Below are 17,633 nucleotides of genomic sequence, written 5' to 3' on the forward strand. Positions count from 1 at the left end.
CATAAGCTCTCGCATATGATCAGCGCATGCCTACTATTGACTACGTGGCGCTCGACGCCGAAGCGGTCCGGACCAGCATCGAGCTGGTCGGCACCGCGACCCTTGACGATCTCTCCAAGCCGACGCCCTGCCGGGCCTGGACGCTCTACGGCCTGCTCGAGCACATGGCCGCCCAGCACTACGGGTTCGCGGCCGCCTCCCGCGGCGAGGACGACCCGACGGTGTGGAAGGCGCGAGACCTCGGCGACGACCCGGTGAAGGCGTACGTCGCTTCCGCCGAGCACGTGCTGGACGCGTTCGCGCAGCCCGGTGTCGTGGAGCGGACGTTCCCGCTCTCCGAGTTCGGCCCGGACGCCGCGTTCCCCGGGGCCCAGGCGATCAGCTTCCACTTCATCGACTACGTCGTGCACAGCTGGGACGTCGCGAAGTCCCTCGGTACGACGGTGTCGTTCGGCCCGGACCTTCTCGCCGCCGCGCACAGCGTGGCGCACGTCGTGCCCACCGGGGACGTCCGGCTGATGCCCGGCGCGCCGTTCGCACCGGACCTGGCGTGGGACGACGCGGAGAGCCTCGACGGCGTCGTCGCCTACCTCGGCCGCAACCCCGCCTGGCCGAGCTGACGCCGACGTTCGAGCATCGCCTCGTAGTCGTGCCGGTACATGGTGAGATTCGCCGTACCGGGCACGACCGCGGTGTCCGGGCGGCCGGTCCGGTGCGGATGCACGCGGGTGTAGGTGAGGTGGTACTGCACGTCGACCTGCACCGTCACGACCGGGCCACGCTCGTACATCGACGTCTCGTTCCGTCCGCCGGTGCCGTCGGCCACCTTCTCCGTGGCTTGCTCGCCGCCGGTCAGGCCGACGCCGAGGACGCCGTCCGGGCTCGCGGATCCGTACGACCCGGCGGCGGGCAGCAGGTGCGTGCTGCTCGTCGTCGCCTGGGTGACGTGCTGTTCGCGGTCGATCTGGCCCAGCTGGGTCTCGTCGGCGGCGACCAGCCGCATCCCGGACAGTTCGGCCCGGACGTGGACGGCGACCGTGCGCGACCGGTGACCCGGCACCGGCAGCCGCACCATCGGGTAGCCGTCGGGTGAGGCGATCTGTTCGAACGCGGCCATCCGGGTCGCGGCGGACAGGACGTTCTCCAGCGTCGTCCGATGCAGTTCCACACCCGCCTGGGTGAGCATGTCCGGCTTCCCCAGCCGTTCGTGCACGATGTCGAACAGCCGGTGCGCTGTCGTGCCTCCGACGACGGCGCCGCGGGGCAGCGTGACCGTACGGCCATCGGCCTTCCCCGGCTTCGCGTTGACGACCGACGGCGGCACCAGCAGCGTCAGCTCACCGGTCAGGGCTCGGGACGGTGAGTCGTCGATCTGCACTGTCAGCTTGAAGCGGCGCGTGACCCGCATGGTCCGTTCCCACAGCGCTCTGGTGATCCGGGTGTTCTGATCGGTACTCGACGCGCTGCTCGACGTCCCGAGCTCGGTCCCGATCCCGAGCTTGTGCGGCGACAGGGCGCCGTCGACCTCGCCGCCGTACGACGTGGTGCTCGTGGCGCCGCGGCTCAGCTCGCGGTAGTTGTAGACCTGCAGGATCGTCAGCGCGTTCGCGGCGGGCTCGTCGGACGGCCATCGGTCCATCGTCGGCCGGCCCTTGTACCGCAGCCGGATCCGCACCTTCACCGGTCGACCGACGGCGGTCGGGTACTCGGTGACGAAGCCGCTCGGGCTGAGCAGGTTGTCGATGTGCCCGTGCCAGCGCAGCCCGGCCAGGTCACCGCGCAACCCCGCGGCGAGGACCGGGTCTTCGAGCGCGTTGTCGTCGAGTGCGGCGAGTACCTCGCGGTACAGGTCGGACTCGGTGCCGTCCGGGCCGCGCACCGACGAGCTGTCGATCATCGCGGCGCCCATCGTGGTGTCGTAGTACTTCGGCAGCCTGATCCTGGCGCGCTGCGCGGCGAGTTCCTCGGCCTTGGGGAGCAACTCGGCCAGCCGCCGTGACCTCAGGCCGGTCAGCCGGCGTACCAACGGCGCGACGTCCCGCGGGCGAACCTCGAGGACATAGCGCTGGATCACCGACACCGCCGTCCGCTGGTCGAGTGTCAGCTTGCCGTCGCGCAGCCGATCGATGACCTCGGCAACCTTCTGCTCCGGAAGATCCAGCCGGCCCTGACCGTACAGCCGCAGCACGTCGGGTTCCGGCATCGTCAGCATCAGCCCACCGGCACCGACACCGACCTGGTGTGGCTTCGCACCGGCCTCCTCCAGCTCCGCGACGACCGCCAGATCGGCCCAGAACTGGTACTGCTGACCGTTGCGGATGATCAGCCGCTCGATGCCGCCGATCTGCGTCTCGGTCCGGCTCGCCGATTCGTTCACGGACCGGTTCCCGCTGAAGGATCCGCCGTACGACGATCCGTCGGCCTCGGCCATCCCGTCGCCGAAGGCGCCGGTCACGGAGCGACCGGTCGACGTACCGGTGGTCATGGTGGTACTGCCGAGGGTCAGGTTGATCTCACCGTTCACCGGGCTGCCGTAACCGACGTACCGAAGGTTCCACAGCGAGGAGGTGACCGTCAGCTTCGCGCGGCCCGCGGTGATGCGGTTCTGCACCACGGCCTGCGCGGGCGTCGACGGTACCGGCGTGACCAGCAGGCCGGTCCGGTACGGCGCCAGCAGCAGCTCGGGCCGCGCCGCCAGGTTGCGCGGGTTCAGGAACGCGCTGAGGTGGTGCAGCGCCGAACTGTCCGTGCGGGCGAGCTGCGGCAGCAGCTTCAGCAGCCGACCGACCGGGTCGCCGATGTCGACCGCCTGGAACGTTGCCGCACGCAACAGTAGCGGATCGACCTCGCCCGCGATCGCTGTCGTCGGTGTGAGGTCACCGGGGCAGAACTCGCTGTCGATCGCGATCCTGGCCGAACCCTTGCCGACTGCGACCGGCGTGGACTCGTCGGTCACGTCGGTGACGACGATCCGGTGCGGTACGTCGAAGACGGCGACCTTCGCGGTGCTCTCGGTCAGCGACACCCGGTTCACGGTGCTTCCGGTCGCCCAGCTGACGGACCGGCCGAGCACCGACCGCCCGCGCGTCACGCCGCCCTCGGGTGTCGGACCCACCTTCGCCTTGTTGCTGAGGCCGCCCTGGAACTGCCAGGGCAGGCTGTGCGACCAGCTGCCGGATTTGCCGGTGGAGTTCGAGCCGATGTCCAGGTTCACCACGGTCTCGCCGTCGGTCAGCCCGAGGAACTGGGCGTCGGCCGTGTCCGGGAAGATCTTGATCCGGTAGGTGTGCTGAACCGGCAGCCGCCGGGGCCGGTGCAGGTCGAGCTGGAACAGGATGCCTTCCTGGGCCGCGATGTCGTAGCCGGTCTCCAGGCGATGCCGCGCCAGCTGCTCGCAGATCCGTTCGAGGTTCGCCAGCTGACTCGCGACGAGCGCCGGGTTCTTGCCACCGAGCTCGCCGTCCGGGATCAGCTCCTTGTCGGCCAGGTGGGCGAGGAAGTCCTTCAGCACCTTGTCGGCACCGGTGAGTTCCTGGACGAGCGCGGGTCCCGCGCCCCGGATGTCCCGCATCCAGACCGGGAGCTTGTACTCCTTCTCCTGGGGTACGGGATCGCCGCGCAGCAGCAGCCGCTTGTCCTCGCCGTACCTCGGCCGGCCGTCCTCCGCCCGCAGAACCGCAGCCGCCGGGACCGGGAGCCCGTACCGGAACGCGTCGGTCTCGGGCATCCGCAGTACCGCGTCGCCGTCGGACGTCAGCGCGAAACTGTCGCGCTTGTCGACGCGGTGGATCGTCAGGGTATGGACCAGCCGGAGCCTCACGCCCACCGTCGGCTGGACCCGTTGCACGCTCGGGTGGATCGCCATGTCGCCGGTGCTCGCGGTGACGTCGGATCCGGTGCTGACTCCCACCTTGGCGCTCACCCCGAAGTCCCAGGGCCTGCCGGCCACGTCATGGACCGCCGTACCGCCGGCGGAGATCGCGTACGAATCGCCGGCGGACGTGGTCTGGCTGCCCGACGTCCCCGAGAAGCTGACCCGGAGACGCTCGACCTTGTGGTCCTTCGAGCTGTCGCCCAGCATCGTCGTCTGCTCGTGCACCACCGTGGTCTCGAGCTGCGCGTACGCGACCACGCGCCCGCCGGTGGTGATCGGCCGGGTCAAGCCGCCCGGCCGGGTGGCCTGCGCCAACCGGCCAGGTACGTCCTCGAGAAGCATGCCGCGGAGCTGGTCGTGACCGATCCGGTCGAGCCTCCCCAGTCGTTGCCGGAGGCCCGCAATCGCCAGGTCCGCGAGGTCGTTCAGCCCGTCGACCCGGGACGCGGCATGCTCCGGCAACGCGGTATCGCGGGTGCCGCCGAGGCTCTCGATCGTCACCGTGTCCGTCGGCGCCCCGACCGTGTACGCGTGGCTGATCCCGAGGTCGAGCGTCTCCGCCGTACCGGCGACCACGTGCTGCTCCGACCAGGTGCCGACCGCGGACGTCCGGATCCGCCAGGTCCAGCGCGGCCGGGCCGCGCGGAACCTGAGGATCTCGCCCTGGATCACGTCGACCGCGCCGGGCAGCCCGTACTCGGTCGCGCCGCCGGTCACGCTCAGGCCGGTGTGCTTCGCGTACTCGATACTCGGCGCGACGGCCGTCGCCACTGCCTTCACAGGGTTGTGGTCCGGCAGTCCGGAGAGCGCGGTGGCCAGCTTCAGCGCGCCGTTCCCGCCGTACGTCGTGGTGGTCGTCGTACCGATGCTGGTCCCACCCTGCACGATCTGGCCGAGCTGTCCCTCCTCGAACGTGACCGGGTGGTCCAGGACCTCCTGCAGCTGATTCGGGTCGAGGACCAGCTCGAACTGGACCAGCTCGCTGACGTCTGCCTGCGGATCGTTGCCGACGGTCAGGATCAACCCGTCGGGCGAGAGCAGCCGGCGCGTCTCCGCCCGCAACGTGCGGTGCAGCAGCTCGGGCGTGAACCGGAATTCCTTGCCTGCTTGGGCAAGCGCGTCGTTCAGCTCCTCGCTGAGTGTGGTCAGGTGCGGGAGGTCGCCGGAGACGATCGCGGTCGGCAGTACATCCTTGGACGGCAGGCTCTCCGCGACCCGCTGCTCGGCCAACTCATCGGCTTGCCGGGCGGTCGCCAGCGCCGCGGGTGTCGGGTTGCTGACGAATGCCTGCCACGCCCCGCCTGCTCGCCGGGCGTGGACCGCCGCCTTCATGCAGGCATCGGCGATCGCGGTGTGCCTTGCCGCCTTGTCCTCGTCGTCAGTGTCCGCCGCGCTCGTCCTCCGAGCTATCGCCCGGGTCGTCAACTCCCTGTACTGCTGCTGGATCGCCTTGTCCCGCATCCGTGCGTACGTCGGCCAGTCGAGCGGGATCTGTTCCTGCTGCAGGAGACGTGCCGGGACCGCCTGCGCGCGATCCGCGGTGAGGCTGCGCAGGAACTCCACCCGCGCTGTCAACGCTCGGGTGCCGGCGGACCGGGTCGGCCCGCGCCGGTGTTCCGCATCGAAGACCAGGTCCGCAGCGATGTCGAGCAGCGGCTTGCCGGTAGCCGCCTGCGCCTGGATCTGCGTCAGTGAGAACGGGCCGTACCGGTCCTCGGTGGCGAGGTGGACCTTGGCGGCGATCAGGGCCGCGTCCTCGGCGTTCCCCTGCCAGGTGCGGTCGGAGAGGATCCGCGCCTGCACCGGGTCGTGATGCAGCACCGAGTCGCTCACCGGACGGTCCTGCGGACCCGCGAGCCGCACGTGCGGGTCGACGCCGAGCTTGTGCAGCGCGTCGGCGTACTGCGACAGCGTCGTCGAGATGGCCACCAGTACGTCGCTGAGCTCATGCAGCTCGACGTAGCCCTGCAGCAGCCGGTGCCACTCGGCGTCCAGCTTGCCGAGCTTGATCAGCAGTCGGCTGAGTTCGGCGGAGCCGCGGTCCTCGCGGCGTTCGAACGCGATGAACGCGGTCAGTTCGCTGGTCGGCGCCGGCCGGGTCCGCGGCGGCCGGCCGGCGATCGCGTCCTCGATCCGGTCGAGCTCGTGCACGGTGTCGGCGGCGGTGGCGCGCTCGCGGTCGAGTTCGTCGACGGCCCGCTTCTCAGCACCACGGTCCCGCTCGGCCATGTCCGCCTTGACCCGCGTGCGACGGCGCAGGTACTTCGCGTAGAAGCTGACCGGCAGGACGAGTCCGGCGAAGGTGGCCTGCCAGAGGTACAGCGGGTCGAGGTGGAAGGCGTACACCATCGAGCCGGCCACGCCGACGCCCGACGCGGCGATCGCGAACGCGCCAGCGGCGTACCAGCGCCGCGCGGTCGTGGCCTCGCGATCAGGGTGCAGGACGGGTGACCACGGCGGGAGAACCGGGATCGCAAACCTCTCCTCGGATGCCCCGGCCAGGAGCGCGTCCAGGCGGGAGAGCAGCGAGTCGTTGATCTCGTCCGTACAGGCCTGCACCGAGAGCCGGAGCAGGTCCAGCCAGTTGTGCATGCGGCGGTCGAACCCGTTTCGGTTCGCCTCGGCGTGGAACGCCTCGACGAGGCCGGACACGGCTCCGATCGTCCCGAGCCGGGCCAGTGCCTCGAGTACGGCGGTCGGCGCGGTGTCGAGTTGTTGCTGGAGGTACACGCTGGTGAGGCGGTGCGCCATCGGTACCGTGCCGAACGGCAGCTCGCGGCCCGCGAAGTACGGCTTGGCCGGGACCACCCCGCGGCCGGTGTGGTCGGTCGGCGCCTCGAACTCGAACGCCGGGAACGCCACGCCCGGCTCGCCCAGTTGGTTGCCGAGGGCCCGCAACCGGGCCAGATGGTCGGCGGTGCCGCGGATCTCGTCGACCAGTTGCCGCCAGCTCCGCCACTCGTAGTCGCGGGTACGGCGCTCGTCGTCGAGGGTCGCCTGGTGCCGGGCGAACAGGTACTGCGTGGAGCCGATGACCGTGACGGCCAGCCCGACCGCGGCACCGACGACGACGGTCGGTACGGCGACAGCCATCGGGATCGCCGCGGCGGCGATCGGGATCGAGCTGCGTAACGGGAACGACCACCACGGCGTAGTCAGCGCGGGGGCCTTCTGCTCCGGGGCGGGAAGGTCCGCACGCGGCACCGGCCGACGCACGGCCGGCACACCGGCCGCCGACCCGACCTTCTGGTAGGCGGTACGAACCGCGTCCGCGAGTACGGCGTGTTGCGGCTCGCGGGCCTTCTCGTCAAGGGCGCGACGGTAGCTCCGGCGATCGGCCTTGACCTGCTCCTCGCGCGATTCGACGTACCGGTTGGCGATGGTACGTACCGGGGAGAGCGCGACGGCGCCCAGCAGGACCGCGGCGGCGAGACCGACGCGGTCATTGCCCGCGAGCACCGCGGCGGACGCGATACCGGCCGGCACGGTCTCCAGGAATCCGAGGACCAGGTCGGCGCGCAGTCCGGGGATCGACCTGGCGCCGCGGTCGACGGTCCGGTTGACGCGCTGGAGCAGGCTGGGCTCCAGGTCGACGACCGCGGCCGCCAGGTCGTGCGGCAACGCGGACCGGAGGTCGTCGTGGGCCGCCACCCCGAGCGCGTGGGCCAGCTCGGAGAATTGCCGGGCCGCGGTACGACGACCCCGTGCCGACGTCGCGGTCTCACGTTGCCGGAGCAGGTTGCGGAGGCGGGCGAACGCGGCAGCGACGGGCTGCCGGTCGAAGTCGTTGATCTGGGCAACGAATCGCCCCGGGTCCAGTTTGCCGAGTTCGGCGACTCGCTGAGCACCGTGCCAGTTGACGAGCTGCCGCAACAACGGCTGCTCGCGAAGTACGGTCAAACGGCTGACCGAGTGACCTGGCTCGGGAGACACCTCGGGCTGCTTCGCGAAGTGCCGGAACGCCCCGTGGACGAAGCGATCTACGGCCGGGTCCGGCGCGAACGACTGACCGGTGTCGAGCGCCGGCAACTGCAGCGGGCGGAACACGGCCGGGTCGGTCCAGCCGTCCTCCCGTTCGTTCAGTTTGCGCCCGACCCACTTGTCGAGGGCGCCACGCCGCAGGACGGTCGCGACGCGCTGCTGGAGAGCGGGCGGCAGGTCGCCGCCGGCCTTGCCCAGGTGGTGCAGCAGGATCCGCAGTTCCTTCCGGAAGTGGTACCGGGAGCCGCCCCGTTCCACCCGAGCCACGAGATACCCGGCCTCGGCATGCCTGCCGACCTGGTCGTACGCCGCCGCCCGTGGCGTGTCGTCGGCGCGTGCGGCGACCACGGCGGCGATGGCGTAGGTGAGCGCTCGACCCACTACTTCCGGGCGAGTCCTCGGCGACAGGGTGATCCGGGCCCAGTGCATGGAGTCAGGCGTGTGCTGCCAGCGGACCGGGCCGGCGTTGGTGAAGTCGCCTTCCACCGCGAGGTCGACGGTGAACTCCGATGTGTTCCAGGACGTGATCGTCAGGCGGTTCGCGTCGAGCGCGATCGCCCGGACGTCGCCGTGCACCGAACCGACCGCGGCGGCGATCTGCGGCAGCGCGTCCTCGGCGGCCGCCCAGATCGCGGCGAGGTTCTGCCTGCGGAGGCCGTCGCCGCGGAAGTCGCTGCGGTGGATGCTGCCGGCACCGCCGCGCGGCTGGTCCCGGTGCACCCGCCGGTCCCGGCCGGTTTCGTTGCCGAAGGCACGCTTCAGGTTGTCGAACGCTGCCTGCAGCAACTGATCGGCGAACGGCCCGAGACGCGCCTCGCCCGGCAGCGGCTCGATCCCGCTGGAGTCGACCGCGTGGAACGTGCCGTTGGCGTCGACTGCGCCCTGCAGCTCGCCGACCGGGTAGTAGCCGAGAGCACGCAAACGACGTACGTACTCGTACAACTGGTAGACGGTGTCCAGCGTGACCGCCTCGGTGTGTACCGCGGGATCGACCAGCTGCACGGCGTATCCGACGTACGGTGCGCCGTCGAGCTCGGTCGTGACAAGCCCGATCGGGACCGGACCGTAGCCCGTGCGGGCGGCGACGTACGCACGTTCGAGTTCCGCGACGACGCGCTCGCGGGCCTCGGGTGTGTCCGGGTAGAGCTGAGCGGCAGGATGGGTGCCTGCGGTGTTCCAGTCGTACGACGGTGGTTCGAGGTCCTCACGCGGTGCCGGGGACCTGAGAGGGCGGCCGTTCGGGATGAACGGATGCTCCGCGGCCGCCCAGGCGATCCAGGCGTCGACGACCTCGAGCGGATTCCGCTTCGCGAAGATGTCCAGTTTCGTCCCGAGCGGCAGGTCGTGGGCGAGCGGGCGGACGCGGCCGACGTCGTACACCCAGAACCGGCCGTCCCGGTCGATGCCGAACTGCAGGTCGCCGATGGTCAGGTTGTTCGCGACGAAGAACTCGCGGATCGCCAGCAGGCTGTCGAGCGAGGCCCGCGTCGGACGGAGCGCGTCCGGCGCGGCGAAGTCCGGGACGCTGACCCACACGTCGCGGCTGATCCGCGGGAAGCGGTCGGCCACGAACGCGTCCCGGCCGAACACAGTCGTGTACCGCAGCGGCGCGATGACGTCCGCCGCGCCCGGCTTCTCGAGCAGCCCTTCGAGCCGGGCGAGCTGGGTGTAGAACGACACCTCGACCGTCGGCAGCGCGATCAGCACCACCTTGTCGTAGAACGCGAACGCCGCCTTCGACCCGCCGATCCCGAGCAGCCGGCCGAGATGCGGCTCCACATCCTGGATCTCGATGCCGTCGGGGTGCGCGGGGGTTCGGACCAGGTAGGTGTCGTCGCGGACTTCCACCGTGCCTTCGCGCGGTGGCTCGACCTTCGGGTGCAGGGCCTTCCAGCCGTTCGCCGTACGGATCGTGATGTCGACGCCGACGATGTTCGCGACCTTCTGCGCGAAGCCTGCCGGGGCGCCGTCGAGGACCACCGAGACGTTGCGATAGAGGTCGATCATCACCGCGAGGTGGTGCGGCGTCAGCCGGGCGCCTTCGATCTCGACATGGTTGTCGTCTGCCGCGGTGACCAGGAAGCGCTTCACGGTGCCGGGCTGCAGGACGGCCGCAAGCGCCTTGTCGTCCAGATCGTCGTACGACGACTCCACCAGGCCGCTGGTGAACGCGGGCAGGCCCTCGCCGTCGTACTTGTTCATCCGCGCGGGGCGGATCCGCGAGATGCTCGGGCCGTTGTGACCGGTGCGAGTACGGACGCCGGCGGCCGCGGCGTCGTACACCGGCCGGTTCCGGCGTACGGCGCGATTCAGCAGGCGGGCGATCCGGTACAGCGGTTCGAGCTCGTGGTACCGGCGCGCGCGGTCGAGCGTCTCGTCGCTGATCCAGCGCCCCAGGAACCGGCCGAACGGCCCGGCGAGCACCGCGTTGACGAACCGCCGCGGCAGTCCGCCCTCGATCAGCCACGCCAGGAACTCCTCGGCCTGGTGCTCGTCGTACAGCGCCCGGATTTCGGCGTACTGCTCCGGAGCAAGGGTCCGGGCGAGTACGTCGACCTCGGCAAGCAGCGCGGCCCGGTCCGCGGGGCTGAACAACCGCCACCCGTAGTGCCCGATCACCTCGTGCGCGATCGTCTTCCGGACGTCCTCCGCGGACGGGTGGTCGGCGGCCGACACGTACACGACGCCGACGCCGTCTTCCATCCGGAAGTACCCAGGACGTGCCCCGTCCGGAGGCTCGATCCCGTGCTTCTCGACCAGCTCGGCGTTGTCCGCACCGACCACGAACCGCACGTTGATCTCCCGCGGCAGCCGCAGCCGTTTCCGAGCGGCCGCCACCGCCCGCTCGGCGTCCTCGACCGCCATGGTCCCCCGAACGCCCTCGACCAGCCGAGCCCGGCCGGCCTCGCGACGGGCGTTCTCGATCGCCACGGCCAGCAGGTTGTTCCGGGTGCTGCGGGCGATGAACGGCCCGATCTCGCCGGCCGATCGAACGACGGCGTCCGTCGATATCGGTCGTACGGCCTCGAAGTCGATCGGGTGTACCGTGCCCGCGTCGTCGACGAAGAACTGCAGCTCGTCCTGGATGTCGTGCCCGTTGTCCACCAATCGCCGCAGATACTGGTCGAGTTGCCGGACGGTGTTGAAGTCGACAGCCGCGCGCCACCGGCCCACGTCCGCGACGATCGCCGGATCGAGACTGGTGGTGCTGACGAATCCGCCAGGCAACGGCTCCATCGCGACACCTGCGTACTCCTGGCCGTCGATCGTCGCCTTGACCAAGCCGTACAGCTCCGGCGCATACCCGGTGGGTTCGGCAGCACGCTGGCCCGCGAACTCGCGCATGATCTGCCGCTCGAAGCCCTGGGCGGGCCACAGCTTGAGCGCCCACTTCCGGCCGTCGGGCCGGTCGATCTGGAAGACTCCGGCGTACTCGCCCAGCGTCGCGACCGAACCAGGCACGCCGCCGCTGCTCAAACGCCGCAGCGCTGTCGGTGCCAACTCGAGACGGGTCGCTTCGTCCCAGCTCACCGGGTACGACCGACGCTCGACCGGCTGCCGCGGCGCTCCGGCGACCTCCACGTCCAGCGCGGATCCCCGGCCGAAGACGTCGCCGTACTCGAGACCCTCCCAACTCCCGATCTCCGCCAGCAGCCCCTCGGGACCGAGCACCCGGAGCCCCGGACTTTCGAGCAGCGGGCGGAGCCCGTCGAGTAGCACCGCGTCGTTCGCGGTGACGCGCCCGACGATCGCGACGATCCGGTTCTGCTGCTCGACGGTGAGGCTGCTGTACGACGGGAGCCCGCTCAACAGTCCGGGAACAGCCGGGTCGGGCGCCGCCAGTCGTACCGGAGCCGGCGCAGCCTCCGGAGCCGGGCCGTTCTCGACGGCCGCTTCCACCAGGACCCGCCGGTGCTCGGCGACGATCGCGAAGTGCTCGGCGATCCGGGACTCCCGCTCGGACGGATCCTCCGGCAACGCTTCGACACCGGTCAGGTCGACCGGCCGGAAGTTCCCGGCATCGTCGACGAGGTACTTCAGATCACGACGCGCCGAGTACCCGTGGACGATCAGCGCCCGGCCGAAGACGTCGAGCTGCTGCGCCGTCCGGAAGGTCACCCGCGCCCGCCGGCGCCCGGCCTCCGCGACCGCCTCCGCCCCAGCGTCCTCCGTCGCCACGATCGCCCCGCCGGCCACCGGCGCCCTCCCGACGCCGACGTACCGCCGGTCGGCGACCGTGGCGCGCACCAGCCCGTACGGCGGCGGCCCGAAGCCGGTCAGGTAGGCGCCGTACAGACCGTCGAGCTCGGCCAGCGCCTGAGCGCTGTCGCTCTCCGGGTAGAACCTGACCACCCAGTCCGCGCCGTCCGGCCCGGCCAGCTGGTCGGGCAGAGCCTCGTGTACGCCGAGATCCAGCGCGTCGGCGAAGTCCCGCGACGGGCGGACGAGCGGCACCGGCGTCGGCGCATCGGCCATCCCGATGCCGAACAGGACGCCCTTGCCGAACACGTCCGGGTAGCTGAGCCCTTCCCAGCTCCGCAGCTCCTGCATCAGCCGCTCAGGACCGAGCGACCGTAGCCAGGGGCTTTCGAGGAGTGGCCGGAGTCCTTCGAGCCGTACCGGATTGTCCGCGGTGAGGGTGCTGACGATCGCGCGGACCTCTGCCTGCTCAGCCGGCGACAGCCGCTGGTACGCCACGCCGTCGAGCGGCTCGGCCCGCTCGCCAAGCTGCTGGTCGGGCTGCTGGTCGGGCTGCTGGTCGGCCCGCTGGTCGGGCTGCGGGTCGGGTACGCGACGGCTGCGTGCGGTGTCGTCGCGGTTCAGCGTGCCTGACTCTTGGTGTTGGAGGTCCTGGATCTTGGCGATCTGGGCGCGTTGCCCGGCATGCTGGGCGGCCTCGACAGCCTGTTTGTAGGCAGTTGTGTCGACGTCTTCTTCTGCGGCTTTCAAAGCAGCGGCGGTCGCTTGAACGGCGGGAGCGGTGTACTCCCCCTGGCCGAGCGCGGTTGCCCTCGCGTGGGCGATGGTCGCGGTGACGTAGTCGTCGAACGCCTGCTTCCGCGCTGCTGACGAGGGTGCGTCATGGTAGGCGACCGAAGCCTCCAGCGCGCCGCTGTTCTGGCGGAACAACGTGTCCTCGTGGGACGTGATCAGACCAGCTCTGCCCATTGCGCCCTGCCGGCCGGAGCGGCTCATGGCCTGCTCCGTGGTCCGTGGCGACTGGGGGTCGAAGTACGTGACGATCGTCTGCAGACCGCCCTCAGTGCGCGGTTTGATGTCGATACCGCGGCTCATCACCTTGTTCCCGATCGTGATCGTGCCCGGCTCCCCGGCCCGCTGCAGCACGCGGTTCAGGCCCGCGTTCTGCTGCTGGTCCTTGGGAAGGTTCTGCACCTCCTGGCCGTACTCGAACAGCTTGCGGGCGTCCACGATCTGGATCTTGACCTCGCCGGGGAGATCCTCGAGCGCCTTCTCGAACAGTTTCTGGAGCATCACGACCTCGTCGTTGTGCTCGACGAGGATCAACTGCGGGTCGCCCTTCGCCAGGTCTCCGCCCTTGGCCAGGTCCGAGATCGCCCGGTCGACGACCGCCTGGTACTTCTCCTGCACGGTCTCGACGGTCAGCGGCTCGTGGGTCTCCAGCCGCGACGGCCTGGCCCGGTCGATCTCGGCGCCCCGGCCGACCTTGGTCTCGCCGTACAGGTCGTGCATCGCTTGCTCCGCCAACCGCGCCGTACCGGACATTCCGCGCACGGTCCGGTAGCTGTCGAGCAGCTGCCGGGTGTTGACCCCGTTGGTGTGCTTCGGGTCCGCCCGTACCTCCAGGTCGTGCAGAGCTTCGAGCGCCTGGCCGACGTCGGTCCAGCGCTGCTCCAGCAGAGTCTCGCGGTCGATCAGCGGCTCGCCGAGATGCTCGCTGATGATGATGATCGTCTCCCGGCCGCCGATCTGCTGCCGGAAGTAGTGGCGCTCCTCCATCAGGAAGAACTTCGCCTGCGCGGCCGCCTCCAGCCGCCGGGCCTGACGCTGCAGGCTCCGCGCGGACTTCTCCGTGTCCGCGAGTCGCTGCAGCGCCTCGTTCTTGAGCTTGGCCCCGCCGGACGTCAACTCGAAGTCGGACTCCTTGAAGGCGCCGTTCTCGATCGCCTCCTTCGCTCGCAGTACCTCCGCCCGGGTCCGGGGCGACGCCCTCCGGGCACTGCCGGCGCTGTGCGTGTAGCGCTGCGCGGCAAGGTCGACCGCGACCGCGTCGATCTCGTCGACCAGGACATGGTCGCCGGGCACCCGTTGGTCGCGACCCATCTTCCAGCCGAACGCCGCGACCTCACCGACGTAGACGGTCCGGCCGCGCGGCTCCGGGTACCGGACTGCGGGGTCGACGTGGATGATGTCGTACCCGAGCGGCTCCAGCACCTTACGGAACGACGTGTGCGCCTGGTCGGCGAGGCTCTTGCTCGAGGTCATGAAGTGCACGGGGCCTTCGGCCGCCATCATGCCGAGCGTGACGACGGCGACCGCTGTCTTGCCCTCACCGGTCTTCATCTCGACCAGCAGGCCGTCACGCAGGGCGGCGTCGGCGTGCAACTGAGTCCAGTTCAGGCCGAAGCCCCAGCCTTCCTTACGGTCGGTGCGGTGGATCAGCTCATGGATCGACAGCAGCTGGGCGTCCGCTTCGGTCAAGTCCTTCGGGAGGGCGCCCTTGAGTACGTCGAGCTTGCCTTCGAAGAGTTGCCTAAGCTCGGCCGGGCTCAGCCGTGAGAGGACGTAGTCCAGCTTTGCGGCCAGGTGCGAGAGCCGCTTCGCGTCGGCCGCCAGCTCGGCGACGCGGACAGCTGTGTCGGCGTCCTTGGCGGCGACCAGGGCGGCTCTTGCGGTCTCGTACTTCTCTTGTGTGGTCTTGGCGTGGGCTTCTAGCTCTTTTGCCTGGGCGCTCTCTTGTTCTTCCTTGTGGCGAGTCTGGCGGTAGGCCGCTTCTGCTTGCGCGCGTTCCTTCTTCGCGTCTTGGTACGCGCGGAGGGCTTCCTCGGTCGACTGCTCGTTCGCCCGGTTCTCCCGCGTCGTGTCCCGTGCCCGCACCGCCTTCGCTTCAGCGTCAGCCCGGAGGTCCACGACAGCCTGATGCTCCTTGGTACGACTCCAGTCCGCCGGCTCCTTCCCGCCCGCCGCTCCATCCTTGGGAGTTTCGGTGTGTGTGGGTGTTGCTGGGTCGGGCTGTTCGGTTCGCGGGGTGGGGTGGCTGCCGTCCGAGTGGTTCGGCGGGGACTGCCGGACCGGCTGGCCACTGGGGTGGGCGTTTGTCTCGTCCCCTTCCCTCCGAGCAGGCTTGACCGCGCCGACGGGCTGGTCGCCACCGGCAGGGTGGTGCGCGGCGGACAGGCCATCTGCGCCGGGAGGCTTGACCGTGCCGGCGGGCTTGGCTGCGCCCGCAGGCTGTTCTGCGCCAGCGGGATTGTCTGCGGCGGTCGGGCGGGTTGCGACGGCTTGCCGGTCGGATCCTGCCGGCCTGTCCAGGGCAACTGGTTTGTCCGCGCCGACCGGCTTGTCGGCGCCCGTCGGTTTGTCGGTTTGGGTCGGTGTGCCCGTGGGGGCCGGGTTGCCGGCTTCTTTGGTGGGGGCTTGGGGTTTGTCTGGGCCGGACGGAGGTCTGTCGGGACCTGCCGGCCTCGTGGGCGTGGTGATCTTCTCCGGGGTGGACGACGGGGCGCGGTGTTCGGCGAGGGTGCTCTTCGGGTTGGCGGCTGTTCCGTCGACGACTCCGGAGCGGGCGTCCGCGCGGGCGGACACCTCCGGCCTGCTGAGACCGGCGGCGACCTGGGCAGGGCCCGGAGCCATCACGCCACTTGCCTCGGGACCGGCGGTATGCGCCGTACCGTTGCCTGTCTGCCCCACAACGCCGTTGGCCGGTCCAACATCAGCCCCGGTCTGCCCAACTGCCCCGTCGCCCGAGCCGGGCTGGACAGCGACCTGCGGAGGTGTGTCGTCCGGCGGGTTGTTGGCCGCGTGTTCGGCGAACATGGAGTGGTTCCGCACCTCCGGGACCTTGACCGCCTCAGCCGCCGGCGGCACCGGAGCATGCGAGCCGGCCACGGGTACCGCCGTACCCATCACGCCGGCCCGCCAGGCTTCGGTCCATGCCTCCCGCACTGTCGGTACATGTCCGGTGCCGATCATGGTTGCCAGCGGCATAGTCACCGCCATCGTCGCGCCGCCGGTGAGCTGCCGGGCCACGACCTCCGGCACCTTCTGGGTGAGGGCGGGCAGCTTCGCCGCCGCCGTCTTGCCGACACCGCCCAGTCCCAGGCCGGCCAGCGCCGCGATCGGTACGGCGGCCACGGTGACGGCGGCGTTCGTCCCGGTCTCGCTCCAGTTCCAGCCGCTCTGGTGCTCGTAGTTGCCTTGGGCATCCGTGCCGCCGTGGCGCGACCGGTCGGTGACGATGCCGGCCACCTGGGCGATCGTGTTCGGCCCGAGGCCGTTCGCCGCGACCAGCGCCGTCGCCTGGAAGACCTTGACCGGCGTCAGCGCCAGCGCCTTCGCGGCGCGCCCCCGGAGCGCGGCGACCGTCAGCCCCATGATCTGCTCGAACCTGCGCTTGAGGAAGTTCTTCAGCCCGTCGGCCAGGATCGCCCGCATCCCGAAGCTGATCACCTTGCCGATCGGGACCGCGTACATCGCGAGTCCGATCGCGACCTGCGCCCAGAACATCACCTTGGCCCGGAACACCGTGTCCGCCTGCTCCCGCAGGTACGCCGCGACCTCCTCCGCGGCCTGCGCGATCGCCTCGACACCGCCCGTCCGGGGGTCGGTCCCGTAGTTGCCGATCTCCGCGCCCAGCGCCGTACCGGCCTCACCCGACCAGATCTGCGGCAGCTTCTGCGCCGCGGTCTGGCAGGAAGCGCCGACGCATTTGCGCAGATCCGCCGCGATCGCGTCGTACTGCCGGGCGTACTCGCGGAGCGCGTCCTCGTCGGTCGACGGGTAGTCGTCGGGGTCGACGCCGACGAGCAGGCCGAGGAACTCGACGACCGGATGCCACAGGCTCATGGCCGTTACGCGGGGTCGCCGGTCGGCGGTACGCCGGGGGTCTCCGGCAGCGGGCTGCCGTCGAGCTGCAGACCGAGGTCGGCGGCCTTGACCCGCTCCGCGTTCTCCCCGTCGGTCTGCTCGAGCAGGCCCGCGGCACCGGAGAGCCCGATCGCGAGGTTGGTCATGCTCTCCTGCAGTGCGGCACCGGCATCGGCCAGGCTCGCCATCCGGGTGGTGTACCCGTCGAAGATCTCCTTGCCGTCCTTGTTGTCCCCGCAGGCGGCCCGGACCGCCTCGACGCTGATCGCCTCCAGCGCGCGGGCGAGCGCCGGACCGTACTGCAGCCCGGTCCCGTACAGCCCTTCGCCCACCTCGTACACGGCGCTCAGATCTACCCGTGTCATGACAGCCGCTCCGCGAGTTCGGTGTACCGGTCGGCGAGCTTGGCGGCGATGAGCGTGCTCGCCTCGGACAGGGTGGCGAGGACGGCGGCGGCGAGACGGGCCGGATCCTGGGTACGGAAGACGTCCGGGTCGAACTCGAGCGCCCGGACGTCGCCGTGGGCGCCGATCGTGACCTTGATCAGGCGGTCCGGGGAGACCGCGGTGGCGGTCACGGACTCCAGTTCGGTGTGTACGGCGTTCATCGCGGCCAGCGAACGTTCGAGCTCGTTCTGCAGGCCGACCGCCTTCAATTCCCTGCCCAGACCCATCTCCGACAGTTCCATGTACACCAGGGTCCGGTCCGGATG

At 70.4% G+C, this 17,633-nt stretch carries 4 protein-coding genes; 1 reads left to right on the forward strand and 3 read right to left on the reverse strand.

The window, feature by feature from the left end; translation table 11 throughout:
- Window positions 1–26: 26 nt before the first annotated feature.
- Window positions 27–620, forward strand: coding sequence for a TIGR03086 family metal-binding protein (locus AB0M51_RS27285; RefSeq protein ID WP_363751069.1), 594 nt, complete (start codon window positions 27–29; stop codon window positions 618–620).
- Here AB0M51_RS27285 and AB0M51_RS27290 read toward each other — a convergent pair.
- From AB0M51_RS27290 to AB0M51_RS27300, 3 genes are read right to left on the reverse strand one after another with little or no spacing between them, the layout of a single operon-like run.
- Complete coding sequence (locus AB0M51_RS27290; protein WP_363751071.1) at window positions 587–16,900, reverse strand: hypothetical protein; 16,314 nt, start codon at window positions 16,898–16,900, stop codon at window positions 587–589. The genes AB0M51_RS27285 and AB0M51_RS27290 overlap by 34 nt on opposite strands.
- 5 nt (window positions 16,901–16,905) lie before the next feature.
- Window positions 16,906–17,286, reverse strand: a complete 381-nt coding sequence (locus AB0M51_RS27295; RefSeq protein ID WP_344200567.1) for a hypothetical protein — start codon at window positions 17,284–17,286, stop codon at window positions 16,906–16,908.
- Window positions 17,283–17,609, reverse strand: a complete 327-nt coding sequence (locus AB0M51_RS27300) for a YbaB/EbfC family nucleoid-associated protein (RefSeq protein WP_344200570.1) — start codon at window positions 17,607–17,609, stop codon at window positions 17,283–17,285. Before AB0M51_RS27300 ends, AB0M51_RS27295 begins: the two co-directional genes overlap by 4 nt.
- Window positions 17,610–17,633: the final 24 nt, after the last annotated feature.

The sequence above is a fragment of the Kribbella sp. NPDC051137 genome (genome assembly GCF_040682535.1).
Lineage (GTDB): Bacteria > Actinomycetota > Actinomycetes > Propionibacteriales > Kribbellaceae > Kribbella > Kribbella karoonensis.